This window comes from Kineosporia corallincola (assembly GCF_018499875.1).
Taxonomy (GTDB): Bacteria; Actinomycetota; Actinomycetes; order Actinomycetales; family Kineosporiaceae; genus Kineosporia; species Kineosporia corallincola.
The window spans coordinates 93,108-116,597 of the sequence record NZ_JAHBAY010000016.1 but is presented as its reverse complement, the minus strand read 5'-3'; the positions used below and the strand labels follow the sequence as shown (position 1 = coordinate 116,597).

Genomic DNA, 23,490 nt, shown 5'->3' with positions numbered 1-23,490 from the left:
TGGTGCGTGTGGGGTGATCATGGCGGCAGCACCGGGTTTCCGGGACGATGCGCGAATCGGGAGCGTCCGGGCCGATCCGGGTGGCGTCCGGTCAGATCTCTTCCACGAGACGCCGCTTACGGGAATCGAACTCGTCGTCGCCGATCCGGCCGGCCCGGTGCAGCTTTCGCAGCCGCGCCAGCTCGGCCAGGGGGTCGGCGGGAGCGGGACCGGTGGCGGGCGGGCGCATCACGTTCGCGGCGAAGGTGTCGGCCTGGGTCCCGAGGATCTGGTCCACCACGATCTGCCCGGACGACGTGGTCAGCGTGAGCGCGCCCAGCCCGCGCCGCACCTGCGCCGAGGCCCCGAGCACCCGGTCCCGCCCGACGGCCAGCTCCGACCCGGGGGCCGCGCGCTCGGCGACCAGCAGGAGCCGCCGGTCGGTGAGCACCAGCAGCCCGCTCACCCTGCCCCGGCGCCCCTCGATGACCTGCTCGACCACCTCGTCGTCGGTCAGCAGAGCCGCCGCGACGGCCAGCTCCGCGTCGCAGTCCCGCCCGAACGCCGCCCGGCCGGACGCCTCGACCAGGTCCTCGCGCAGGTGAACCGCCCGCAGCCGCTCGGTCACCGGAGCCCGCCCCAGCCATCTGAAGAAACCGCCGTCCATGCGGGCATTGTCGCAGTTCCCCGGCCGCTTCGCGCTCTTCGCGCTCTTCGCGCTCTTCGGGCTCTTCGGGTCGGGTCCGCCCGGGCGGACCCGGGCCAGGACGGACGTGGCGGTGACCCGGTCAGGCGAGACGGGCCGTGGTGAGGCAGGTGGGGTCGTCGTCGCCGGTACCGATCGGCAGGGTCGCCGTGCCGTCCGCGTGCCGCACGGTCAGGGTCGCCTCGATGTCGCGGGGCAGCCACACCCCCGCGAACCCGTTGTCGTAGGTGCGCACCGACTGCTCGAGAACCACACTGCCGTCGGCCTTGTCGGTCACCGTGATCTCCACGTCCTGGTCCCCCATCTCCCCCTTGCACGTGGTCAGACTGTGGAAGAAGCACTCGTGGGTCTCGTCCAGGTACGGCGCGACGGACAGGTAGAACTGGTCCTCCGGCAGGTCGAGCGACGTCTCGTGACCCTGGTCGTCAGAGAGCAGGAGGACGTCCGGGCGCACCGAGGCCCGGAGCGCACCGGCCCGGTCGCCGACCGCCGTGGCGTCCAGCCGGCTGATCACCTCCCGGGCGTCCAGGCCGTCGATCCCGTAGCCGCTGAGCCAGGCGCCGCCGTCTCCCCCCGCCGTGGGCGCCGAGGAGCAGCCGGCCAGCAGGGCGAGCGCGCCGGCCACGGCGACGAGGGACGTGAGAACTCTGGTCGAGGAACGCATCCGGACCTTCCCGAGAGAGCGAGGCATCAGGGTCCTCGCCAGGATATTCACCGGAATCCGCTGTACCGCAGTGCCTTCGGACCCCATCCGGACCGGCCTTCCGCCCTCTCGCCGCCGGCGACGCAGCGTGACCGGCCCGCGGCAGGTGCAGGGGTGGATCTTCTCGTGATGCGCGCCAGTGGATCACTGGGTAACTTCATTTTCGTCAGCAACACCCCCATAGCCGCCACGGAGGGCAGCATGTCGTTCATCTGGGCCATCATCGCCGGCCTCATCGTTGGTGTCATCGCGCGGATCGTCCTGCCGGGTCGCCAGAACATCCCGGTCTGGCTCACGATCCTGCTCGGCGTCGTCGGTGCCGTCGTCGGTAATGTCGCCGCCGTCGCGCTCGGTGTCGGTGACACCAACGGCATCGACTGGATCCGGCACATCCTTCAGGTCGCCGTCGCGGCCGTGCTGATCGCCGCGGTCACGCCCTACTACTCGCGCCACTCCGTGCGATAAGTACCGGGCACCAACCGAAGGGCCGGACGGCCAGACCGTCCGGCCCTTCGTCATGTCCACGGTGAACCTGACAGGATCCGCGGATGCATCCCGAAAGACGTGAACTGGTCACCCCCGACGGCACCACCGTGTCGTACCTCGCCCTTCCCGGCGCCGGGCCGACCGTGGTTCTGCTGCACGGGCTGGCCGGCAGCGCCCGCGAACTCGTGCCCACCGCAGGGGCACAAGCACACGCGCCGCCCTGCTGATCGACCAGCGCGGTCACGGTCACAGCACCACCCGCCCCGCGTTCGTGTCCGACGTCGTCGCCGTCATCGAGCGGGAGGGTGGCGGACCGGTGGACCTGGTCGGGCAGTCGATGGGCGGAGTGGGAGAGACCGGCCGGTTTCTGCGGTGACGATCATGGACGACGCGGGGCAGGACCGGCCTTTCGTCGTCCCGACTTCCGCGTCGCCACGCCGCGGGAGCGCCGACGGCGCGCACCCGGTGCTTGCTAGCGTCTCCCCGCGCCGCACCGCACCGCGCCACTGGAGGGTGGAGGGGGATCCACGTGAGACGTTCCGGGCTGCTCGCCCTCTGCCTGGCCGTCGCGTCCGCGGTGGGGACGACGTCCTGGCCGCTCCCGGCCCAGGCCGGCACCCCGGTGGCGGCCGCACCCCGGGCCCGGGTGGTGGGCTACTACACCAGCTGGTCCGTGTACGGCGACCAGGCGGTTCCGGTGAAGGCGATGCACACCAGCGGTGCCGCGAGCCGGATGACACACGTGCTCTATGCCTTCGGTGCGGTGCGCGGGGGAAAGTGCGAGATCGGTGACGCCTATGCCGATTACCGCCGGCTGTTCCCGGCCTCGGAGTCCGTGGACGGGGTGGCCGACTCGGCGTCGCAGGCGCTGGCGGGCAACTTCAACCAGCTGCGCGAGCTGAAGCGCAGGCATCCCGGCCTGAAGGTGCTCTGGTCGTTCGGCGGTGGCGCCTCGGGCGGTTTCAGCCGGGCCGCCCGAAAGCCCGTCACCTTCGCGAAGTCATGCCGCGCCCTGGTCGAGGACGAGCGCTGGGGCGACGTCTTCGACGGCATCGACATCGACTGGGAGTATCCCAACGCCTGCGGGAAGGTCTGCGACAGGAGCGGCTACTCCTCCTACCCGGCGCTGCTCAAGGCGGTGCGTGGGCAGTTCCGCCACGACCTGGTCACCTCTGCTGTCACCGGGAACGGCCGCGCCGGAGGCACTCTCGACCGGGCCGACTACGCCGGCGGGGTGCGGTACCTGGACTGGCTGATGCCGATGACCTACGACTACTACGGCACCTGGGCCAGGAAGGGCCCGACCGCGCCGCACGCCCCGCTCAGCGACTTCCCCGGCGCGCAGTTCCCCGGCTTCGACGCCCGCACGGTGATCGCCCGGCTGCGCAGCCAGGGTGTGCCGTCGCGAAAGCTGCTGCTGGGCATCCCCTTCTACGGACGCGGCTGGACCGGCGTGACCCAGGCCGGGCCGGGCGGCCGGGCCCGGGGCCCGGCCGGCGGCACCAGCTCCGGCACCCCCGGCGTGGACGACTACAAGGTGCTGGCCGACCGGTGCCCGCCGACCGGCTACGCCGGCGACACCGCCTACGCCAAGTGCGGCCGGCAGTGGTGGAGCTACGACACCCCGAGGACCGTGGGCCGGAAAATGAGGTACGCCCGGCAGCAGAAGCTCGGCGGGGCGTTCTTCTGGGACTTCTCCGGCGACACCCGGAACGCCTCGATGACCCGGGCCATCGCCAAGGGCCTGCGCTGAGGACTCCGCGCCGGGAGGCCGGGCCCGGCTGCCTCAGGCGTGCCCGGTCATCGCCTCGATCTGGCCGTTCTGCTGCTGTTCGAGCTGGACCTGCCCGGTGACGTCGTAGGCGTACTTGATCACCTTCACCGGCCGCCCGGACAGGTCGAGGATCGGGTTGTAGCTGGACTGGATCCAGACGTCCCGGCCGTTCTTGCCCAGGCGGTGGAAGCGGCCGGAGCTGAACTCGCCGCTGCGCAGCCGGACCCAGAACTCCAGGTACTCGTCGGAGCGGGCGTAGTCGGGCGTGCAGAACATCCGGTGGTGCTTGCCCACGATCTCCGGCAGCGTGTAACCCATGGTCCGGAGGAAGTTCTCGTTCGCCGTGAGGATCCTGCCGTCGAGATCGAACTCGATCACCGCCTGCGAGCGGTCGATCGCGGCCACCCGGCTCGCGAACTCGGCGTTGCGCAGCTTCTCCGCGGTGACGTCGTTGGCGAACTTGACCACCTTCACCGGCCGGCCGTCGGGGTCGAGGATCGGGTTGTAGGTGGCCCGGATCCACACCTCGTGACCGTCCTTGGCGATCCTGCGGTACTCGGCGGAGTGGAACTCACCGCGCCCCAGCATCTCCCAGAAGGAGCGGTACTCCGGCCGGTCCGCCTCCTCGGGGGCCACGAAGATCCGGTGGTGCCTGCCCCGGATCTCCTCCAGGGTGTAGCCCATCAGTTCGAGGAAGGCGTCGTTGGCGTCCAGCACGTGCCCCTGGAGGTCGAACTCGATCACCGCCTGAGACCGCCGGATCGCCGTGACCTTGCCCTCGAAGTCGGCGTTACGGATCTTCGCCTCGGTCACGTCGCTGGCGAACTTAACCACCTTCCAGGGCTTTCCGTCCAGCCCGAAGATCGGGTTGTAGGTGGCCTGGAGCCAGACGTCCTTGGCGTTCGCGCCGTACCGGTGGAACTCACCGGCCATGAACTCCCCCTGCCGCAGGCGCCTCCAGAACTCGGCGTACTCCGGCGACTGTGCCGTCTCGGGTGACACGAACATCCGGTGATGCCGCCCGACCACCTCCTCACGGCGGTAGCCGACGGCGGCCAGGAAGTTGTCGTTCGCACTGAGCACGTGCCCGTCCAGGTCGAACTCGATCATCGCCTGGGAGCGGTTCAGTGCCACCACCATGCCCTCGAACTCGGCGGCGGCGATCTTCTCGGCGGTCACGTCGACGGCGAACTTGACCACCTTCCAGGGCTTTCCGTCCACGCCGAGGATCGGGTTGTAGACGGCCCGGAGCCACACCTCGCGCCCGTCCTGGCCGATCCGGCGGAACTCCCCCGAGACGAACTCGCCGGCCCCCAGGCTCTGCCAGAACTGCTGGTAGGAATGGGAGTTCGCGTCGTCCTCGGAGACGAACATCCGGTGGTGCTGCCCGATGACCTCGGCCCGGGAGTAGCCGACCAGGTCGAGGAAGTTCTCGTTGGCGTCCAGCACGTACCCCTGGAGGTCGAACTCGATCACCGCCTGGGAACGGGTGATCGCCTGGATCTTGCCCTGCGCGTCGGCCGCCGCCCGCTTGCCCCGGGTGACGTCGAGGGCGTACTCGATGACCTTGACCACCTGGCCGGTGCTGTTGCGCACCGGAACCCAGGTGGAGCGGATCCACATGTCGTGCTCACCCTGCCAGACCAGGCGGAACTCACCGGTCAGGTTGCTGCCGGAACGCAGCTGGTTCCACAGGTCGACGTACTCGGGTGTCTCGGCGACCTCCGGGGAGACCAGGGACGCGTGGTCCCGGCCGACAATCCCGGCCGGGTCGAGGCCCAGCAGCTCGGCGAACCGCTCGTTCACCCGCAGAACCGTGCCGTCCGGGGCGTACTCGGCCTTCGCCGAGCCGAGTTCGTACGCCTCGACCTGGCTTCTGAGCTCAGCCAGGAGCTCTTCCGGGCCGCCCCGGGCGGGCGTCTGATCCGACACGGTGGTCCTCCTGCTCGCAGCAGCGGTGCCTGGTCCGGCAGGAGTGCGATCGGCCCGTGGGCCGGGCCGCCTGAGCGGCACCGGTGGCGCGCACCCGAACGGCCCCGCGGGCCTCAGTGCCCAGGTAGGTCAGGTCCTCGTTGTGCAGGCCTGATCACGGCTGCACGGTCAGGAACAACCATGCGCCCAGCAGAACCAGATGCACGAAACCCTGGAGTGTGTAGGCGCGCCCCTGCACCACGGTGAACGCGGTGACGACGACGGTGAGGGCGAACATCACCAGCTGCATCGGTTCCAGGCCGAGTTCGAGGGGACCGGACAGCCAGATCATCGCCACCGCCACGGCCGGGATGGTCAGGCCGATCGAGGCCATCGCCGAACCGTAGGCCAGGTTCAGGCTGAGCTGCACCCGGTCGCGAGCGGCGTTGCGGGCAGCGGCGATCGACTCCGGCGCCAGCACGAACAGGGCGATGACGACGCCGACCACGGCGTAGGGCAGACCGAGGTCGACCACCAGGTCCTCGATGGTCGGGGACAGCACCTTGGCCAGCCCCACCACCGAGACCAGCGCGGCCACCAGCAGACCCAGGCTCAGCCACGCCTCACGGGCGGGCGGCGGGTCGGCGTGACCGTCTTCGTCCAGGTCGAGAAGCCCGGTGGCCTGGCCGGTCTCGTCGCTGGAGACCGGCAGGAAGAAGTCGCGGTGCCGGATGGTCTGGGTGAACACGAAGGCCGCGTACAGGGCCAGGGAGGCGACCGCGGCGAAGGCCAGCTGGGACGTCGAGTACTCCCGGCCGGCCGCCGAGGTGGTGAAACTCGGTAGCACCAGCGCCACTCCGGCCAGCGCGATGACGGTGGTGACGGCTGAGCCGGTGCCCGAGGCGTTGAAACTGACGATGTGGTGCTTGCGCGCGCCGAGCAGCAAGGACAGGCCGACGATGCCGTTGAAGGTGATCATCACGGCGGCGAAGACCGTGTCCCGGGCGTAGGTGCTGGTGCCCTCGCCCCCGCCGCTCATCAGCAGCACGATCAGCGCGACCTCGATGACGGTGACGGCGACCGCCAGCACCAGCGACCCGAACGGCTCGCCCACCTTGTGGGCCACCACCTCCGCGTGGTGCACGGCGGCGAGGATCGCCCCGATCAGGGCGGCGGTGGCGACGACCAGGGGCAGCCAGTGCTCGTGCGAGAACCAGGTCACGATCAGCACCAGCAGGGCCAGAACCGGCGTGAGCTGCGGCCACCAGGGACGTCTGTGGACGGCGGGAGCGCTCATGAGGGCAACCTACCCAGTCCGGCACGAGGATGCGCGCCGAGGGCGGACGAACGGCCCGGAGGCGACAACTGGTTTCCTCAGGCACTTTTCGCGGGATCCGGACACCGTGTCAGCTCGTCGGGTTGCGGGCGGCCATCTGTGTCAGGTCGGTGTCCCGCCGGCGCGGGCTGTCGCCGACCAGGCCCGGGTGCAGGGCGTTGACGCGGTGCGGCGCGATCTCGATCGCCAGGTCCGGACCAGGCCGGTGACGGCGCTGTTGAACGTGGTGATGATCGTCGAGCCGGGGTAGGGAGCCGGGCCGTCCTGGACGCTGCCCGAAGCTGTTTCGGGGAGAAGGGATTCGCCAAGTCGACGGTGCGCGAGATCGCCGGCCGGGCCGGCGTCACCCATGGCCTGGTGCTGCGTCAGTTCGGGTCGAAGGAGGAGCTGTTCCTGGCCGCCGTCCCCGGGCACCGTGAGCTGGACGCCACCATCGCCGGCGACCGCGAGACCCTGCCCGAGCGGGTGGCCCGCAGTTTCGTGGAGCGGATGGAGGCCAACGCCGCCACCGACCCCCTCGTCGTGCTGCTGCGCAGCGTCGCGACCGACCAGGAGGACGACGAAGAGCTCGCGACCCGCGTCGCCATGCTCGGGTCCCAGCTCGTCGGCATCACTTTCGTCCGCTACATCGCCCGGGTCGGGCCGCTGGCCCGGATGAGCCCCGAGGACGTCGTCACCCATCTGTCCCGCGCGCTACGGAACATCCTCCTGGACGACTGATCTCCCGCCCCGCCGGACACGGCTGCCCAGTCGCGTCACGGGCCCGGCTCACTCATCCGGCCGCGGCCACCAGGAAGGCCACTGCGCCATGATCGCCGCGGCGGCGTCCTCGATGTTCTCCTCGTCGCCCCGGACGAAGGCGACGAGGGCGGCAGCCGCTCCCCCGCCCACGTAGGCCGCCGCGAGATCCCGCCCGGCGGTGGGCACTTCGCCACCGGCCCGGGCGATCGCATCCATCGCCAGGCGGGCGCGCTCTTCCAGGACCCGGTGCAGGGCCTCGCGCAGCGACTGGCCGCCGGAGGCCGCGAGCAGTTCGCGGTAGACCTCCCGCCGCTCGCGCAGCTCCCCCAGCTCGGCGAGAAGTGCCTCCCGGTAGAGAAGAGCGAGTTCATGGACGCCGGAAGCCCGGGCGATCGCGTCCGGCGAGATGGTCGCCAGCGCGTCGACGACCTCGGCCAGGGCCTCCGCGACGGCGTCGCCGAGTTCCGTCCAGTGCTTGTAGAACGTGACCCGGTGGATCCGCGCCCGGCGGCACAGCTCGCTGACCGTGAGCGTGGCCAGCTCGCCGTTCCCGATCGCCTCGCTGATCGCCTCCAGCACGCTCGCCCGGGTGCGCAGGGCCCGGGGCTCGGCGCGCTCGGCCGCGTCCCGGCTGGCCCGCCGCCCGCGGGCCGGTTCCCCGGTGGGATCGCTCACCTCGACAGCCTCACTGCGCATCCGAGCACGCTACCGCCGGCCGGAGGGGCGACGGGCTCGCACCCCTCCGGCCCGGTGCGGGTCAGTAGGCGGGTCAGGGCGCGGGTCAGTAGGCGGCGGACTGGCCGCCGTCGATCGCGAGCACCTGCGCGTTGACGTAGCTGGCGTCGTCCGAGAGCAGGAACGCGACCACGGAGGCGATCTCCGGCGCCTCGCCGTAGCGCTTGGCCGGGTTCGGCTGGATGAACTGCTCGGCGGCGGCCCGCGGGTTCTCGGCGTCGAGCTGCCTCATCGAGTCCTCGACCATCGGGGTCCAGATCGCGCCGGGGGCGATGGCGTTGATCCGGATGCCGTAGCGGCCGTACTCGACGCCGGAGTTGCGGGTCAGACCCACCAGGCCGTGCTTGGCCGCGGCGTAACCGGACTGGTTGCCGACGCCCCGGATGCCGCCCACGCTCGCGGTGTTCACGACCATGCCGGAGCCCTGCTCGCGCATCACCCTGAGCACCTTCTCCAGGCCGAGGAAAGCGCCGCGCAGGTTGATCGACACGACCCGGTCGAACTCCGCCGCGGTGAACGCCTCGGTCAGGTTCTGCCGGCCCTCGATGCCCGCGTTGTTGAAGAAGCCGTCGATCCGGCCGAAGCGCTGGAGCGTCTGGGCGACGTAGTTCTCCACGTCCGCCTCCTGCGAGACGTCGGCCGTGACGGTGAGCACCTCGGCGTCCGGGGCCACGTCGTAAATCGCCTCGACGCTGGCCTTGAGGCCGGTCTCCGCGATGTCGACGAGGACGAGCCTGGCGCCCTCGGAGGCGAGCCGGACCGCGGTCGCGCGGCCCAGACCCGAGCCGCCGCCGGTGATCAGGACGACGCGATCGGTGAACCGGGTGATGGACATGGAAGCCTCCTGGCAACTTCGTCGTCGACGGGCCGGCGGCCGGTTTCCGGTCGGCGAACCCGATCGTTGCTCTACGCAACAACTGTTGCCTAGGCTACACCTGTAGCCCTAAGGGCTTCTGGGGCGGACGAGTGACAACGGCCTGTGAGGTGGCTCACCGCGAGGCACGGGAAGGCACCCTCACGCGGGCCCGGTGCCGAACCCGGCGTGCCAGCGCATCCAGGCCGCCTGACCGCCGTCCAGCAGCAGGTCGGTGCCGGTGAGGTAGCGGGAGTCCGGGCCGGTCAGGAAGGCCACCGCCGCGGCCAGTTCACCCGGGGTGCCGGGCCGGCCGATGCCGCACGCCTTGAGCGAGGCCATCATCTGCTCGCCGGTGGCGCCCTGCTGCTCGGCGCGGGCCATCGCGGTGGACACGACGCCCGGGCTGATCGTGCTGATCCGGGCCCCGGCCCGGTTGTAGGCGAGTGCGGCGGCCTGGGCCCGGATCTGGTTGGCCCGCTTGGCCAGGACGTAGGCACCCACCGTGTCGTGCGGCGGCACCCGCCGCACCACGTCGAGCGACAGCAGGTCGCCGGACGGGGTGGTGGCCAGATCCCTCTCCTGCCCGGGGGTCAGCCGGGCCAGGTGACCGGCCATGCTCGCCACGCAGACCACGGACGTCCCCGGTTCGGCCACCGCCTCGAAAGCCTCGATGACGAGCGCGGTTCCGAGAAGGTCCACCCGGAGCACCCGCTCCACCGTGGAGGTGACCGCGGAGACGCCGGCGGTGTGCACCACGGCGCCGGCCCGGCCGGTCGCGGCGGCCCGCTCGGCCAGCTCCTTCACCGAGGCGGCGTCGGACACGTCCACCACCTGGGTGAGCACCTGGTGCCCCTCGTCCCGCAGGGCCGCCGCGGCTCGCTCCAGGGCCGGGGCGGAGGCGTCGGCCAGGAGCACCGTGCGTCCTGCACCGATGCGGCGGGCCACGGCGGTGCCCATCCCGCCGCTGCCGGTGATGACCACGACGCCGGGTCTGCCGGTCATGCGATGTCCTTCCAGAGGGTGGCGCCGGCGACGGCCGCGCGCCACGGGCGCAGGAGTTTCGGGGGGACGCCGACGGCCAGGACGCCGGTGAGGCGGTCGCCGGTGCGGTAGGCGGCGACGAATCTCCGCTCCGGCAGGCTGCCTTCGACGATCCTGGTCTCGTCGTGACCGCGCAGGTAGCCGTGGGCCTGGATCTTCATGTCGTACTGGTCCGACCAGAAGTAGGGCAGCGGGGCGAAGGGCTTCCGGGCATCCGGGTGCAGCAGGTTGCGGGCGGCGGCCATCCCCTGCTCGGCGGCGTTCGTGCGGTGCTCGATCCGCATCGACACGCCGAACCGCGGGTTGTGCCAGCGGGCCACGTCACCGGCTCCGTACACGCCGGGTGCCGCCGCGCTGAACTCGTCGCAGACCAGGCCGTCCGCCACCGGAAGCCCACTGCCGTCGAGCCATTCGGTGTTGGGGACCGAGCCGACGGCCACCAGCACCTCGTCGGCCGGCACGAGCTCCCCTCCCTCCAGGCAGACGCCCTCCCCGGTCACCGCCCGCGCCGTGGCGCCCGTGCGCAGGTCGACGCCGTGCTCGGCATGGACCCGGGAGAGCAGGCGACCGACGTCCTCCCCCACGGCGTGGGCGAGCGGCACCGGGGCGGGTTCGAGCAGAACCACATCGCAGCCGAGTTGCCTTGCCACGGAAGCACATTCGGCGCCGAGGAATCCGGCACCGACCACCGCCAGGCGTCTGCCCGGCTCCAGGGTCGCGCGCAGTCGCAGGGCGTCGTGCAGGGTGCGCAGGACGTGGGCCGGGGCGCCGGGCAGGTGGCGCGGGCGCACCCCGGTTGCGATGATCAGGCCGTCGTAGGGGACATCGGTGCCGTCTCCCAGCCGCACGGTGCCGGCGCCGGTGCCGGTGTCCAGGCCGACGGCCCGCACGCCGAGGCGCAGGTCCAGGGCCAGGGCGGTGATCTGGTCCAGGGTGCGCAGGGCGAGCCGGTCGCTCTCCCAGGTGGCGGAGAGCACCTGCTTGGACAGCGGCGGCCGGTCGTAGGGCGGGTCCACCTCCTCGCCGACCAGCGTGATCGTCCCGCGGTACCCCTCACGACGGAGGGTCTCGGCCGCCGCCAGGCCGGCGGCCGAGGCCCCCACCACGACCACCCTTCTCACTCCTCCACCAGGCGGATGGCGGCGGCCGGGCAGACCGCCGCGGCCTCCCGGGCCTCGTCGTGCTGCTCCCGGGAAGGCTCGGCCTCCAGCACGACCGCGACCCCGTCGTCCTCACGCTGGTCGAAGAGGTCAGGCGCGACCAGGGCGCACTGCCCCGCGGCGACGCACCGGGGTTCGTCGAACTCGACTCGCACGGATGCCTCCTTCACCAGGTGACGGGCAGGGACTTGAGGCCGTAGGCGACGCCCTCCATGGCGAACGGGACGTCCTCGAACGGGACGGCGAGCGCGAGGGTGGGGATGCGCCGGTACAGGGTCGAGTAGGCGACCTGGAGCTCGACCCGGGCCAGGGACTGCCCGAGGCACTGGTGCACGCCGTAGCCGAAGGCGTGGTGCAGGCGGGCCGGGCGGGTCAGGTCGAGGCGATCCGGCTCGGGGAAGGCGTTCTCGTCCCAGTTGGCTCCGGACAGGTCGAACACGATCCCGTCACCGGCCCGGACGGTGACGCCGTGCAGGTCGATGTCCTCGACGGCGATGCGGCGCACGCCGGTGTGCACGATGGTCAGGTAGCGCAGGATCTCCTCGACCGCGTTGGCCACGAACTTCGCGTCGTGGCTGTTCTCGCGCAGCAGGCCGAGCTGGTCCGGGTTGCGCAGCAGCGCCAGGGTTCCCAGGGAGATCATGCTGGCGCTGGTCTCGTGCCCGGCGATCAGGATGGCGTTGGCCATGTTGATCGCCTCGGGGCGGGTCATCTCGCCGGCCACCACGCGGGCGCCCATCGCGGACACCACGTCGTCACCCGGGTCCGCGATCTTGGCGTCGAGCAGGTCGCCCAGGTAGGCGCCGATCCGCTGCCCGGCGGCGGCCGCCTGCTCGGGGGTGGTGTCGTGGCTGATCAGGATGTGGCTGGTGTCCTGGAACAGCTGGTGGTCGGCGTAGGGGGCGCCGAGGATCTCGGTGATGACGAGGGTGGGCACCGGCAGGCCGACGGTCTGCACCAGGTCGGCCGGGCGGGGCCCGGCGAGCAGGTCGTCGACCAGCCCGTCGAGGACCTCCTGGATGCGAGGGCGCAGGCCCTCGACCTTCTTCACCAGGAACGGCGTGTTGACGGAGCGCCGCAGGCGGGTGTGCTCGGGTGGGTCGGTGTTGGTGATCAGCTTCGGGTGGTGCGGGGCCGAGGCGGCGCGGGCCCGGGTCATGTGCGGGTAGCCGGCCCGGGTCTCGTCGATGCTCAGGCGGGGGTCGTTCAGCAGGGCCCGCTGGTCGGCGTGCCGGGTGATGAACCAGGGGGTGCTGCCGTCCCAGATGCGGACCTTGCCGATCGGGTGGTCCCGGGTCATCTCGCGGATCGCGGCGGCCGGGGCGAACGGGCAGCCGGCATCCCGTTCGGCGGGGTACTCGGGCAGGACGACGTGCGACGTCATGGGGACTCCTCCGTGCTGTGATCGGTCACCAGGTCGGAGGTCCCAGGGGACCAGGGTTTCCTGACACGAACCGGACAGCCCGGCGTCCTCAGGTGGCCAGCCGGTACCCGAATCCCCGGTGCGTGCGGATCACGGCGGGCGGCACGGCGTCCACCTTGGTGCGCAGCCGGGACACCAGCCGCTCCACCGTGTTGCCCTCGCGCACCTCGCCCCAGACGTGCCAGGCCAGCTGGTCCTTGGACAGCACCTGCCCGGCGTTGAGCACGAGGAAGCGCAGCAGGCGGAACTCGGCCGGGGTGACGTCCAGGGCCCGGCCGGCCCGCCAGGCGGCGCTGGTGGAGTCGTCGACGAGCAGGTCTCCCGACCGGAGCGTGTGGTCCTGGCTGCCGCGGAGCGCGACCTGGACGCGGGCCAGCAGTTCCGCGGCGCGGCAGGGCTTGGTCACGTAGTCCTCGACCCGGGTGCCGAGCACCGGGATCAGGTCGATCAGGCCGTCGCACCCGGTGAGGCAGAGCACGGGTGGACGATCGGCGAACGTCCGCGGGGCCAGGGCCCCGAGCCCCTCGGTCTCGACATCGACCACGATCAGGTTCACGTTCCGCTCGCCGAGCACCCGCACCGCGTCGTCACCGCTCGCGGCCAGGGTCACCCGGTATCCCCCCAGCCGCAGGTCGGTCGCGGTGCAGGCGCGCGTGCCCGGTTCCGACGCGACCACCAGTACGTCCGCCTCCCGGCGTCCGGCCACCCGCATGCGCACACCTCGTCCCCGCTCTCGGATCCCATTCTGCGGCGGGCGCACCGCCGCGCATCCCGATCCCATCAGGAGCGGGAGGCTCCGGAATCCACCGGATGCGGTATTTCCGGGACGGTCCGCGGACCTGGGCGCTCACCGGGCCCGGGTGTACCGCCCCATCACCTCACGCAGCGGCGGCACGTGAATACCGCTCTCCGCCATCATTTTCCGCAGCCTGCGCCGGTTGTGCAGCACCCCGGCCACCCCGGCCAGCCAGAGCAGGTACCAGCTACAGAACGCGGTGCGGAAGGCGTGCAGGTCGTAGGTCGCGGGGGTGCCGGCGCCCTGGAGGTCCAGCAGCACACCGATCATCAGCAGGGCCAGCAGCGAGGCGAGGAACCCGGCGCTGTTGGCGATCCCGGTGGCGCTGCTGATCAGGTGCGGCGGGTTGGAGGTGCGGGCGAAGTCCAGGCCGACGAGGGATCCCGGGCCGCCGGCGCCCAGGCAGATCACCAGCACGACCAGCTGCCACAGCGGCGCCGTCCCGGGCCGCAGCACCACCGACAGCAGGGCCAGCGCCTGGAGCGCGACCACCGCCAGCACCACCCACGAACGACGCAACGGATGACGCCCGGCGAAACGCCCGATCACGATGCCGAACACGCCGTTCGCGATCACGTACAGCGTCAGCAGCGCCTGCGCCCGGCCGTCGGCGAGTCCCTCCCCCGAGGTCAGGTAGGGGAAACCCCAGAGCAGGGCGAAGACGTTGCCGCCCAGCGGGGTGACGAAGTGGGTCCAGAACCCCAGCCGGGTGCCGGGGTGACGCCAGACCTCCAGAACCTGCGCACGGACGCCCTGGGCGGCGGGGATGTCGGGCGGCGGCCGGTCGGCGGGCTGGTTGCGGACCGTCAGGGCCACCGCGACGGCCACGAGCATCAGGCAGGCCGAGAGCGTGAGGAAGGCGGGCGTCCACCCGCGGGCGTGCACCAGGGCCAGGAACGGCACCACGCTGATGATCTGCCCGCCCTGCGCCACCACACCCGTCACCTGGGTCAGCAGCGGCGCACTGCGCGGCGGGAACCAGGCGATCACCAGCCGGACCACGGAGACGAAGATCGACGCGTCCCCCAGCCCCACCAGCACCCGGGCGGCGAAGGCCCCCGGCACGCTCTCGGTGGTCGCCAGCAGCGCCTGACCGCAGGCCATCACCAGCAGGCCCACGGTGAGCACCAGGCGGGGCCCGGCCCGGTCGAGGATCAGCCCGACCGGCAGCTGCATGAAGGCGTACACCCCCAGTTGGAGCACCGCGAAGGTGGACAGGGTGGCCGCGGCGATGCCGAACCGGTCGGAGGTCTCGACGGCGACGGCGGACAGGGACGAACGACTGGCGATGGCGAGGACGTAGCCGAGCAGTCCGATCGACCAGACCAGCCAGGCCCGGGTGGTGCTCACGGGAGGGCACTTCTTTCTGCGAGGAGCCGGCGGCCGTTCCCCCGGCACCCTCCTTCGCCCCCACGCACGTGACGGCGACGAAGACGTCCCCGGCCCGTACCCCAAGAGTTCTACCGCATCCGCAGCGTCCGGCACCGGCCACCGACCGGCCGCCGACCGGCCACCGGCGGGCCCGCACTCGTGACCGCTGAGCGACGGCGCCATGCGTGATGTTCACGTTAACATCCCCAGAATCCCGCGCTGGCCTGCCAAAACGCGCTTCTTACCTGGCTTTCTGCTTGACGTCCACCCCTTGATTTCCGCCGGGTGTTAACGGGAACATCCACGAGTTCGTGGTCCGTAATGCGTAGTTCATCCCCCTGACACCATGACCGCTCCGGATCCAGCGTCCACGGATGCCGCCCCGGGCCGACCAGCCCGGCGATGCCGTCCGTGATCGTCGCTCTACCCGAAGGACCCGCCATGAATCCCTTCGCCGTGCCCCCGAAGACCCTCCTGACAGCTGTGCTGGTGGCCGTGCTGGCCCTGGCCGGGGCGATACTGACCACCCTCCCCGCCGCCGCCGCGACCGTGCGCACCGACACCGCCTACGTGCTGATCAACCGCAACAGCGCCAAGGCCCTGGACGTGTACGAGCTGGCGACCGCCGACGGTGCCGCGATCAACCAGTACTCCCGCAACGACGGCGCCTGGCAGCAGTGGACGTTCCTGGACTCCGGCGGCGGCTGGTACCGCCTCCGGTCGGCGCACAGCGGAAAGGTTCTCGACCTGCCCACCGCCGCCGACGGCGTGCAGCTGGTGCAGAACGCCGACCGCAACGACGCGCGTCAGCAGTTCCGGCTGGCCGACTCGGCCGACGGCCACGTCAGGCTGATCAACCGCAACAGCGGCAAGGCCCTGGAGGCCTGGGAGTGGACCACCGCCGACGGCGGCAGGATCTCGCAGTACCAGGACCTGGACGGCGCGAACCAGCAGTGGCTGCTGGTGCCGACCCCGGCCGCGGCAGGCACTTTCAACAACCCGGTCAAGCGCAACGGGCCGGACCCGTGGCTCCAGTACCACAACGGTTACTACTACCTGGCCACCACCACCTGGAACTCGACCGTCACCATGCGCCGGGCCGACACCCTGGCCGGCCTGGCCACCGCCACCGACCAGGTGGTGTTCGACCTGGCCGGGCGGGCCAACGGCTGCTGCAACATGTGGGCGCCGGAGTTCCACCTGATCAACGGGCACTGGTACCTCTACTACACGGCCGGGCAGAACGTCACCGACTACAACCCCACCCAGCGTCTGCACGTGCTGGAGTCCAGCGGCACCGACCCGATGGGCCCCTACACCTTCAAGGCCGACCTGGGCAGCGAATGGGCGCTGGACGCCAGTGTTCTCACCGTCGGCGGCAAGCTGTACCTGATGGGCACCTACGGCGGTGACGGCGCCGGGCAGAGCAACTTCATCCAGCGACTCACCAACCCGTGGACACCGACCGGCTCCCGGGTGCGGTTCAGCTCGCCGACCCTGTCGTGGGAACAGCAGACCGGCGCCGTCAACGAGGGCCCGGAACCGCTGTACCACAACGGAAAGGTGATGGTGGTCTACTCGGCGTCGGCCTGCTGGGGGCCGGACTACAAGCTGGGCCTGCTCACCCTCACCGGCACCGACCCGCTGAACCCGGCGCACTGGACCAAGAAGCCGACGCCGGTGTTCCAGCGCAGCGACACCAACGGCGTGTACGCCCCGGGCCACAACGGCTTCTTCAGGAGCCCCGACGGCACCGAGGACTGGATCGTGTACCACGCCAACGACTCCGCCTCCGGCGGCTGCGACATGAACCGCTCCACCCGCGCCCAGAAGTTCACCTGGAACGCCGACGGCACACCGAACTTCGGCACGCCGGCCCGGCTCGGCGTCACCCTGACCGCACCCTCAGGAGAGTGATCATGCCCCTGTCCCGACGTGCCCTTCTCACCTCCGGGCTGGCCACCGCCGCCGGCCTGGTGACGGCGGGCCCCGCCCTGACCGCCTCCGCGGCCACCTACGCCGGCTTCGTCATGGGCTACTTCACCGAGTCGCCCTCGAAAGTGGCCGACAACTACGGCCTTCACCTGGCCGTCAGCTCCGACGGGCTGGAATGGACGCCGCTGAACCAGAACAACCCCGTGGTCACCCCCACCGCCGGCACCGGCGGGCTGCGCGACCCCTACCTGCTGCGCAAGCAGGACGGCACGTTCGTGGTGCTGGCCACCGACCTGACCGGCACCGACTTCACCCAGCCCAACCAGTACGTCCACTGCTGGGACTCCGCCGACCTGCGCAGCTTCACCGGCTACCGGCGGCTGCGCCTGCACACGATGAACACCCACACCTGGGCGCCCGAGGCGTTCTGGGACGCCTCGCGCGGCCAGTACGGCATCATCTACTCGGCCAACGCGAACGGCCGCGACGCCTTCTACGTCAACTACACCACCGACTTCGTCACCGTCGGGGCGTCCCAGCTGTTCTTCGACCCCGGGTTCAACGTGCTCGACGCCACCACCCACGTCCACAACGGCGTGAACTACCTCTACTACAAGAGTTTCGTGGACGGGAAGCTCTACGGCGCCCGATCGTCCACCCTGAACCCGCGCAGCTTCGACAGCGGCACCTACACCGCGGGCGTCGTCAACGGCGGGATCGAGGCGCCGATCGTGGTGAAGGCCAACGACCGCAACGAGTGGTGGCTGTGGGGTGACTCCTACTCACCGAACAACGGCGAGCTGTACGTGTGGCGGTCGGGCAACATCGGCCTGGACGCCTGGACCCCGCTGACCAAGGCGCAGTACACCCAGCCGCTGAACGCGAAACATCCCACCATCGCGGCTATCACGGCGACCGAGCAGTCGAACCTGCTGAGCCGCTGGGGCGCCCCCACCTGGAACCGGATCAAGTCGTACAACTATCCCGACCAGCTGATCCGGCACGCCTCCTACGTCGGGCGCATCGACCCGTATCCCTTCGACCCCTACCAGGACTCGCAGTGGCGGCTGGTGCCCGGCCTCGCCGACTCCTCCGGCATCTCGTTCCAGTCGGTCAACATCGCGAACCACTACCTGCGGCACTCCGACTACAGCCTGGTGCTGGCCGCGAACGACGGCACCAGCCTGTTCGCGGGTGACGCGACGTTCCACCGCACGGCGGGCCTGGCCGACAGCACCTGGACGTCGTTCCGCTCGCACAACGTGTCCACGCACTACATCCGGCACTCCGGGTTCGTGCTCCGGATCGATGCCCTGAGCAGCGCTTCCGCGGCGACCGACCGGCAGGACGCGACCTTCCGGATCGGCTACTGACCCAGGCTGCTCACCGGGCTGCTCACCGGGCTGCTCACCGGGTCGGTCACGGGCGAACCGCCCGTGACCGATCGTGACCGGCCGGGCGCGTAGCCGTAGCGCTGCTTGAACACCCGCGTCAGATGGCTGCCGTCGGCGAACTGCCAGCGGGCGGCGATCTGCGCCAGACTCAGCCGGCCGGAGTGCATCTCGTGGCGGGCCCGCTCCAGCCGCTGTTCGCGCAGATACGCCGCCACGCCCTCACCGGTGCCGGCGAAGGCACGCTGGAGCGTGCGCACCGAGACGCTGAGCTCCCGGGCCAGCATCGCGGGTGACAGACCGGGATCGGCCAGCCGGGTCTCCGCCAGTTGCTTGGCCGCCGTGACCAGGGCGGGCTCCAGCAGGGGCTCCGCGTCGTCGAAACGCCCGCCGGGCACGGACCGGATCAGCTCCAGCAGGGTGTCCCGCGCCGCGCGCACCCCGGCGGCGCCCAGGCCCGCGCCCGTCCGGCGGATCATCTCGGCATGCGCTGCCACCAGCCGGATCTCGGCGGTGGCGGCCGGGCCGGCCAGCACCGGGAGGCCGAGTGAGCCGGCGGGCACCGTCAGGTGCAGGGACGCGCTGTGCGGCTCGGACTCGAATCCCGCCAGCGGGCCGTGGTGCAGCAGGAACTGCCCGGCCCGCACCGTGCGGGTGCGGCCCCGCCGGTCACGCAGCGTCCAGGCGCCCTTGCGGACGATCCACAGGCGCGCCTTGTCGGCGCTCGCCTCGGGGGCCCGCGCGGTGGTGAAGGCCGGCGCGTCGGTGATGGAACTGATCGCGACGTCGTGCACCCGGGCGATCGGGAAGGCGCCGCGGAAGCCGGCGACGGTGGCGGAGGTGAACCGGGCCAGCCGGTAGTCCTCGCCCATCACCGAGTCCCAGTGGCCGGCGAAGGCGTCGAAGTCCCGCGTCCCGCTCGTCAGCACCGGACCGGCGCGGCGATCGCGATGAGCAGCAAGTCGTTCACTCATAGCAACTTTCGTCAGTTCGTCCGGACCTCGCCCCGACGATATCCCGGTGTGGCATGGTTCCCCCAGGGGGTTGAATCATGGCGAACGGGAACAACCAGGCGGCCGTCATCCTGATCGAGACGGTCATCGGCCGGCTGACCACGGAGCCGGACGGTGCGCTGCTCGTCCCGGCGACGCCGGTGGCCGAGCAGGCCGGGCGGCTGCGCCGGCGGGTGGACGAGTGGGCGCGCCGTCGGGGTGCATCCCCCGCCACGGTCGACGCGGCGTTCGGGACGACGACGCGGCTGCTGGCGCACCACGGGCCGTCCGCGCACCGGATGACGGCCCTCGGCCTGGCACCGGCCAGGATCAGCGGGCAGGCACTGCGCGACGCGGACGGGCCGCTGCGCGCGCTCGGGGATCCGGAACTGCGCGCGGCCTGCGAGAAGATCGTCGTCTGCCTCTACGAGCTGCTGCTCCCGGACCCTCCGGCCACCGGCCGGCGCGCACCCACCGGGACGCACACCCAACAGCTGACCGACGACGTGCTCGCCTACCTGGACGCGCTGTCACAGCACCTGTCCGCCCCGCCGCCGGTTCCCGGTCCGCACGGCGGAAACGCCTCCGCCGGGCCGGTTCCCGAGCTGGAGCGCACGCTCAGGGTGGTGCGCGACCCACGACCCGAGGACGCCCGGACGTCCGGTGAGCGCACCCGCCCGGCACCGGAGCCCGCCGACGACGTGCTGGCCACCGGCCGCCACGTGGTCGTGCTGGGCGAGCCGGGGTCGGGCAGGACCTGGCTGGCCCGGCGCACCGCCCGGCGGTGTGCCGACCGGGCCCGGGAGCTGGTGCGGGCCGGCACCCCGATCGACGCCGTCGAGCTGCCGCTGTTCCTCACCTGGGCGCGGTTCGCCTCCACCGCCGGCCAGGCCCGGGAGGCCGCGCTCGGCCCGGCCCTCGATCTCCTGCGCCTCCCGGACGGCACCGAGCGCCGGATCAGAACCCTTCTCCGGCACCGCAACTGCGGCGTGCTGCTGGTGCTGGACTCGTTCGACGAGACGGTCGCGGGACAGCGGCGGATCCGGCAGGCCCTGATCGGCGACTGGCGCACGGTGGTCACGGCGCAGCCCGGCGCGTGGCGTGATCACTGGGGCACGCCCGGGCCGGCGAACCCGTCCGGTGACGGCGTCTTCGTCCGGGCCGAGCTCCAGGATCTGGGGTACCCCTACCAGGTAGAGCTTTTCGCCCGTTCGTGGTTCGGCGACGCCGGTGCGGCCGGGCGCTTCATGACCGGCCTGGAGGAGAGCCCTGCGGCCCGGGCCCTGAGCACCGTGCCGTGGTTCCTGACCCGGCTGTGCCTCCTCGCCCCCGACGGCACCCTGCCCGGCCCGACGTGGCACCTGGCCGACCGGATGATCGCCCAGCTCCTGCACGCCCCGGCGGGGACCGGCACCGGGGCCGAGACCGGGGAACCGCTGCGCACGGCGCGGGACTGGGCCTGGTACTGGGCCCAGGACGATCCGGCCAGCGGTCTGAGCGCGTGGCCGGACGACGTCCTGACCTCGTCGTCCCCCCTGGACCAGCTGTTGCCGGAACCCGCCGGGCGGCTGGACGCCCTGGTCCCCCGGACCGGCCGGGCCCCGGCCGGCGGCGGCCGGCAGGTGCGACGGCGGTTCGCGCACCGGGTGATCCGGGAGCACCTGGTCGCCGTCACCGTCTCGCGTCTGCCGCTCACCGAGGCGGCCGACCTGCTGACGGCGCACTGGTGGTTCGACGAGACCTGGAAGGCCGTGGCCCCCACGGCCGTCAGCCTGCACCCGGAGCGCGACGAGCTGCTGGCGGTGCTGCGCAGAGCGGTGGCCACGGGAAAGAAACCGCCCCTGTCCGGCGCCCTGGAGCAGCAGAGCGACGCGATCTGGCTGGCGCTGTGCCGCGAGACGCAACCCTCGCACTGGCAGGAGCCCTCACGCCGGTTCCTGCACGGCGTCCGGGCCCGGCAGGGCTCCCGGTGGACGATCGCACTGCGGGCCTCCGCGCACTGGGGCGACAGCAACCCCGCGTGCGTCGAGGGTCTGCTGAACGAGCTGGCCGACGTCCACCCCTACGGCGCGCGCTCCACGATCGCGGCACTGAGCGTGCTCGGCCGGGACCGTGACGTGGCCGCGGCCAAAGGCGTTCTGCGGCAGCGGATCGAGGCGGGCAGCCACTATCTGGCCGGCGGCCTGGCCATCGCCCTGGCGCACCGGCCGGCGGAACCGGAAGACCTGCGGGCCGGGCTGCACGGCGTCGTCGCCGCGCTGCCGCGGGCCTCGGACCACGACCTGCCCGAACTGCGCCGGGCGCTCACGGCGCTGGTCGAGGCGGGTCTCGACCTGGCGGAGCTGGCCCGGGCCGCCCAGGAGCTCCTGGCGGGCGACGGCCACCAGCTGCCCGAGCTGTTCCGGATGCTCGCTCCCCTGCCGCTCCCGGAGGCGGACCGGCGTCAGCTGTCCGCCACCCTGCACACCAGGATCGCGCTCGCCGTGGAGGAGCTGGGGGCGCCGGACGCCGACTCCTGGTCGTCGTCCCACCACCTGGCGCAGGAGCGGCTGGCGGCCCTCCTGCACGGGCTGGCGGTGCTGCCCGGTGACGAGGACCAGGCGTCGCTGCCCGGCATCGTCGCGACGGCGTTCCCGGTGCTGTCGCCCTGGGAACCCGAGCAGGTCCTGCGGGCCTGGGCGGCGCTGCGACCGGCGTTCCTGCTGCGCTACGCCCGCACGGTGCTGCCGCACGCCGCACCCGACGTGATCGAGTCGGTGGCCGAGGCGCTGTCCGGGCTGGAGAACGCCTCCGCGGAAAGGACTCTGGCCGTGAACTGCGCCCTGCGGGCCGCCGGGAGCAGCCCGGCCCCGCCGGTGCCGTCGCTGCTGGCGCTGGGCCGCGCGCTGGTGAAGCTGGACGCCGGGCCGCGGGAGCGGCGGGTGATCCTGGACGCCTTCGTGCGGGCGTGCCCGGGGGCCGGCGCCGACGACCTGTCCCCCCTGGCCCACGTGTCCCGGAAGCTGGGTGCCACGCCCGAGGACCAGCGGGCCTTCGCCGGGGCCATCGGCTCGCGACTGCGGTCGGCCGACCCGGCGCAGAGCTCAGGTCTGGGCCGGGCACTGAGCGAGCTCGAGATCTCCCCCGCGCAGTGGCGCGATCTCGTGCACCCGGTCTGTTCGGCCGTCCCCCTGGCCTACGCCTCCTGGGGTTTCGCGCGGGCCCTGGCCCAGGCCCGGCTCTCCCCCGACGCCGAGCGCCTCGCGAGGTCCACCCTTCTGGAAGCCCTGTCCCGCACCCGCGACGACGGTGTGCCCGACATGCTCGGCGCCCTGGCCGGCTGGGGACTGTCGCCCGACGAGGTGACGTCCGTCGTCGGGGTGGTCCGGCGGAGGATCCCGCAGATCTCCGCCACCTCCCTCCCCCTGCTCGCCCGGTCCTTCGTGCGGCTTCCCACCACCGTGGACGACCGCCGGCCCCTGCTGGCCTTCCTCACCGGGCAGCTCGAAGGAGCCACGCCGCACGGCCTGCCAGATCTGGTGACGGCCCTGGGCACCCTGGCCGTGACCCTGCCGGAGCAGGAGGAGGTGGCGGACGTCGTGACCCGGAGGGCGGTACCGCGACTCGGCACCGGCCAGGAGAGGCAACACCTCATGGACGCCGTCCAGGCCCTGGCGGCGCACGACGCCGTCCGCCGTCTGATGGTTGCCAGACTGCTGATCAGGCTTCGCCTTTCGGACGATCCCTCGCCCTGGGTCGCGGTGCTGCGGGTTCTGGTGCGAGGGGACGACGAGGGCGCCGCCGCGGTCGAGGCGGTCCGCGACCGGATGGCCGGGCCGGAGCCCAGCCGGGTGCTGAGCAGCCTCGCTCCCCTGATGGAGGCCCTGCCGCACTTCGCCACGACACCGCCGGCCCGGCGCAGCGCCTTGCAGGCGATCGCCGACGCCGCCCGGCGGCCCGGGGAGGACCGCCATCACCTGATCCGCTCCTGCCTGGCCGCGCTGGCCGGCACCGACGAGGAGCACGCCGTCGCGGCGGGCGTCCTGCGCGGGCTGCACGGCGTCGACGACCTGCACGCCCCCTGGATCCTGGAGGCCCTGCGGGCGCACTCGTCCCCGAGGGACTGGGCGGACTGGCTGGAGGCCTGAACCCGCGACGCGTCGTGCGCGACCGGG

General features: G+C 72.0%; 21 protein-coding genes. 8 read left to right on the top strand and 13 right to left on the bottom strand.

The annotated features are described in order from the left end of the window. Nucleotides 1-91: 91 nt before the first annotated feature. Together KIH74_RS30380 and KIH74_RS30375 are read right to left on the bottom strand one after the other, a co-directional pair. The gene (locus KIH74_RS30380; RefSeq protein WP_214159830.1) at nucleotides 92-646 is read right to left on the bottom strand and encodes a hypothetical protein; all 555 of its coding nucleotides are present in this window, start codon (nucleotides 644-646) and stop codon (nucleotides 92-94) included. A 121-nt stretch (nucleotides 647-767) separates the two neighbouring features. Continuing rightward, the gene (locus KIH74_RS30375) at nucleotides 768-1,349 is read right to left on the bottom strand and encodes a CueP family metal-binding protein (protein ID WP_214159829.1); all 582 of its coding nucleotides are present in this window, start codon (nucleotides 1,347-1,349) and stop codon (nucleotides 768-770) included. A gap of 240 nt (nucleotides 1,350-1,589) precedes the next feature. Between KIH74_RS30375 and KIH74_RS30370 the strand changes: the two genes are divergently transcribed. From KIH74_RS30370 to KIH74_RS30355, 4 genes are all read left to right on the top strand, one after another. After that, complete coding sequence (locus KIH74_RS30370) at nucleotides 1,590-1,853, top strand: GlsB/YeaQ/YmgE family stress response membrane protein (protein ID WP_214159912.1); 264 nt, start codon at nucleotides 1,590-1,592, stop codon at nucleotides 1,851-1,853. Nucleotides 1,854-1,936: 83 nt separating this feature from the next. Further along, complete coding sequence (locus KIH74_RS30365) at nucleotides 1,937-2,101, top strand: hypothetical protein (RefSeq protein WP_214159828.1); 165 nt, start codon at nucleotides 1,937-1,939, stop codon at nucleotides 2,099-2,101. Between the two features lie 44 nt (nucleotides 2,102-2,145). Beyond that, nucleotides 2,146-2,250, top strand: a complete 105-nt coding sequence (locus KIH74_RS30360; protein WP_308114047.1) for a hypothetical protein — start codon at nucleotides 2,146-2,148, stop codon at nucleotides 2,248-2,250. Between the two features lie 153 nt (nucleotides 2,251-2,403). After that, nucleotides 2,404-3,627 carry a glycoside hydrolase family 18 protein gene (locus KIH74_RS30355; RefSeq protein WP_214159827.1) on the top strand — a complete coding sequence of 408 codons (1,224 nt, stop codon included), beginning with the start codon at nucleotides 2,404-2,406 and terminating at the stop codon, nucleotides 3,625-3,627. 33 nt (nucleotides 3,628-3,660) lie between these two features. On the opposite strand, the gene KIH74_RS30350 is transcribed toward KIH74_RS30355, so the two are convergent. Continuing rightward, entirely contained in the window at nucleotides 3,661-5,580 is a 1,920-nt protein-coding gene (locus tag KIH74_RS30350; protein WP_214159826.1) for a PAS domain-containing protein, read from the bottom strand. 154 nt (nucleotides 5,581-5,734) lie between these two features. Then, nucleotides 5,735-6,856 (bottom strand): calcium:cation antiporter, encoded by a 1,122-nt coding sequence (locus tag KIH74_RS30345; RefSeq protein WP_214159825.1) that lies wholly within the window; start codon nucleotides 6,854-6,856, stop codon nucleotides 5,735-5,737. 303 nt (nucleotides 6,857-7,159) lie between these two features. Here KIH74_RS30345 and KIH74_RS30340 point away from each other — a divergent pair, with 303 nt between their 5' ends. Then, a complete protein-coding gene (locus KIH74_RS30340; RefSeq protein ID WP_246573455.1) occupies nucleotides 7,160-7,615 on the top strand; it encodes a TetR/AcrR family transcriptional regulator in 456 nt (151 codons plus the stop codon). Between the two features lie 48 nt (nucleotides 7,616-7,663). Here KIH74_RS30340 and KIH74_RS30335 read toward each other — a convergent pair whose 3' ends face one another. The 8 genes from KIH74_RS30335 to KIH74_RS30300 all read right to left on the bottom strand — a co-directional run bounded on the left by KIH74_RS30335 (nucleotide 7,664) and on the right by KIH74_RS30300 (nucleotide 14,997). Continuing rightward, entirely contained in the window at nucleotides 7,664-8,332 is a 669-nt protein-coding gene (locus KIH74_RS30335) for a TetR/AcrR family transcriptional regulator (RefSeq protein ID WP_214159823.1), read from the bottom strand. An 85-nt stretch (nucleotides 8,333-8,417) separates the two neighbouring features. Then, nucleotides 8,418-9,206, bottom strand: coding sequence for a glucose 1-dehydrogenase (locus KIH74_RS30330; RefSeq protein ID WP_214159822.1), 789 nt, complete (start codon nucleotides 9,204-9,206; stop codon nucleotides 8,418-8,420). A gap of 180 nt (nucleotides 9,207-9,386) precedes the next feature. After that, complete coding sequence (locus KIH74_RS30325; protein ID WP_214159821.1) at nucleotides 9,387-10,229, bottom strand: SDR family oxidoreductase; 843 nt, start codon at nucleotides 10,227-10,229, stop codon at nucleotides 9,387-9,389. Continuing rightward, a complete protein-coding gene (locus KIH74_RS30320) occupies nucleotides 10,226-11,389 on the bottom strand; it encodes an NAD(P)/FAD-dependent oxidoreductase (RefSeq protein WP_214159820.1) in 1,164 nt (387 codons plus the stop codon). Before KIH74_RS30320 ends, KIH74_RS30325 begins: the two co-directional genes overlap by 4 nt. Further along, nucleotides 11,386-11,583 carry a ferredoxin gene (locus KIH74_RS30315; protein ID WP_214159819.1) on the bottom strand — a complete coding sequence of 66 codons (198 nt, stop codon included), beginning with the start codon at nucleotides 11,581-11,583 and terminating at the stop codon, nucleotides 11,386-11,388. Before KIH74_RS30315 ends, KIH74_RS30320 begins: the two co-directional genes overlap by 4 nt. An 11-nt stretch (nucleotides 11,584-11,594) precedes the next feature. Continuing rightward, complete coding sequence (locus KIH74_RS30310) at nucleotides 11,595-12,812, bottom strand: cytochrome P450 (RefSeq protein WP_214159818.1); 1,218 nt, start codon at nucleotides 12,810-12,812, stop codon at nucleotides 11,595-11,597. Between the two features lie 88 nt (nucleotides 12,813-12,900). Then, entirely contained in the window at nucleotides 12,901-13,563 is a 663-nt protein-coding gene (locus KIH74_RS30305) for a response regulator transcription factor (protein WP_214159817.1), read from the bottom strand. A gap of 135 nt (nucleotides 13,564-13,698) precedes the next feature. Beyond that, on the bottom strand, nucleotides 13,699-14,997 hold the full coding sequence (locus KIH74_RS30300; protein ID WP_214159816.1) for an MFS transporter: 1,299 nt from the start codon (nucleotides 14,995-14,997) through the stop codon (nucleotides 13,699-13,701). Nucleotides 14,998-15,459: 462 nt separating this feature from the next. Between KIH74_RS30300 and KIH74_RS30295 the strand changes: the two genes are divergently transcribed. Both KIH74_RS30295 and KIH74_RS30290 read left to right on the top strand, forming a co-directional pair. Then, a complete protein-coding gene (locus KIH74_RS30295; protein WP_214159815.1) occupies nucleotides 15,460-16,935 on the top strand; it encodes a family 43 glycosylhydrolase in 1,476 nt (491 codons plus the stop codon). 2 nt (nucleotides 16,936-16,937) lie between these two features. Further along, nucleotides 16,938-18,326: a glycoside hydrolase family 43 protein gene (locus KIH74_RS30290; RefSeq protein WP_214159814.1), complete on the top strand. Its 1,389-nt coding sequence runs from the start codon at nucleotides 16,938-16,940 to the stop codon at nucleotides 18,324-18,326. Here the strand turns inward: KIH74_RS30290 and KIH74_RS30285 are convergent. Then, entirely contained in the window at nucleotides 18,320-19,318 is a 999-nt protein-coding gene (locus tag KIH74_RS30285) for a helix-turn-helix domain-containing protein (protein ID WP_214159813.1), read from the bottom strand. The genes KIH74_RS30290 and KIH74_RS30285 overlap by 7 nt on opposite strands. Nucleotides 19,319-19,395: 77 nt before the next feature. Here KIH74_RS30285 and KIH74_RS30280 point away from each other — a divergent pair, with 77 nt between their 5' ends. Continuing rightward, nucleotides 19,396-23,463 carry a hypothetical protein gene (locus tag KIH74_RS30280; protein WP_214159812.1) on the top strand — a complete coding sequence of 1,356 codons (4,068 nt, stop codon included), beginning with the start codon at nucleotides 19,396-19,398 and terminating at the stop codon, nucleotides 23,461-23,463. Nucleotides 23,464-23,490 lie beyond the last annotated feature (27 nt).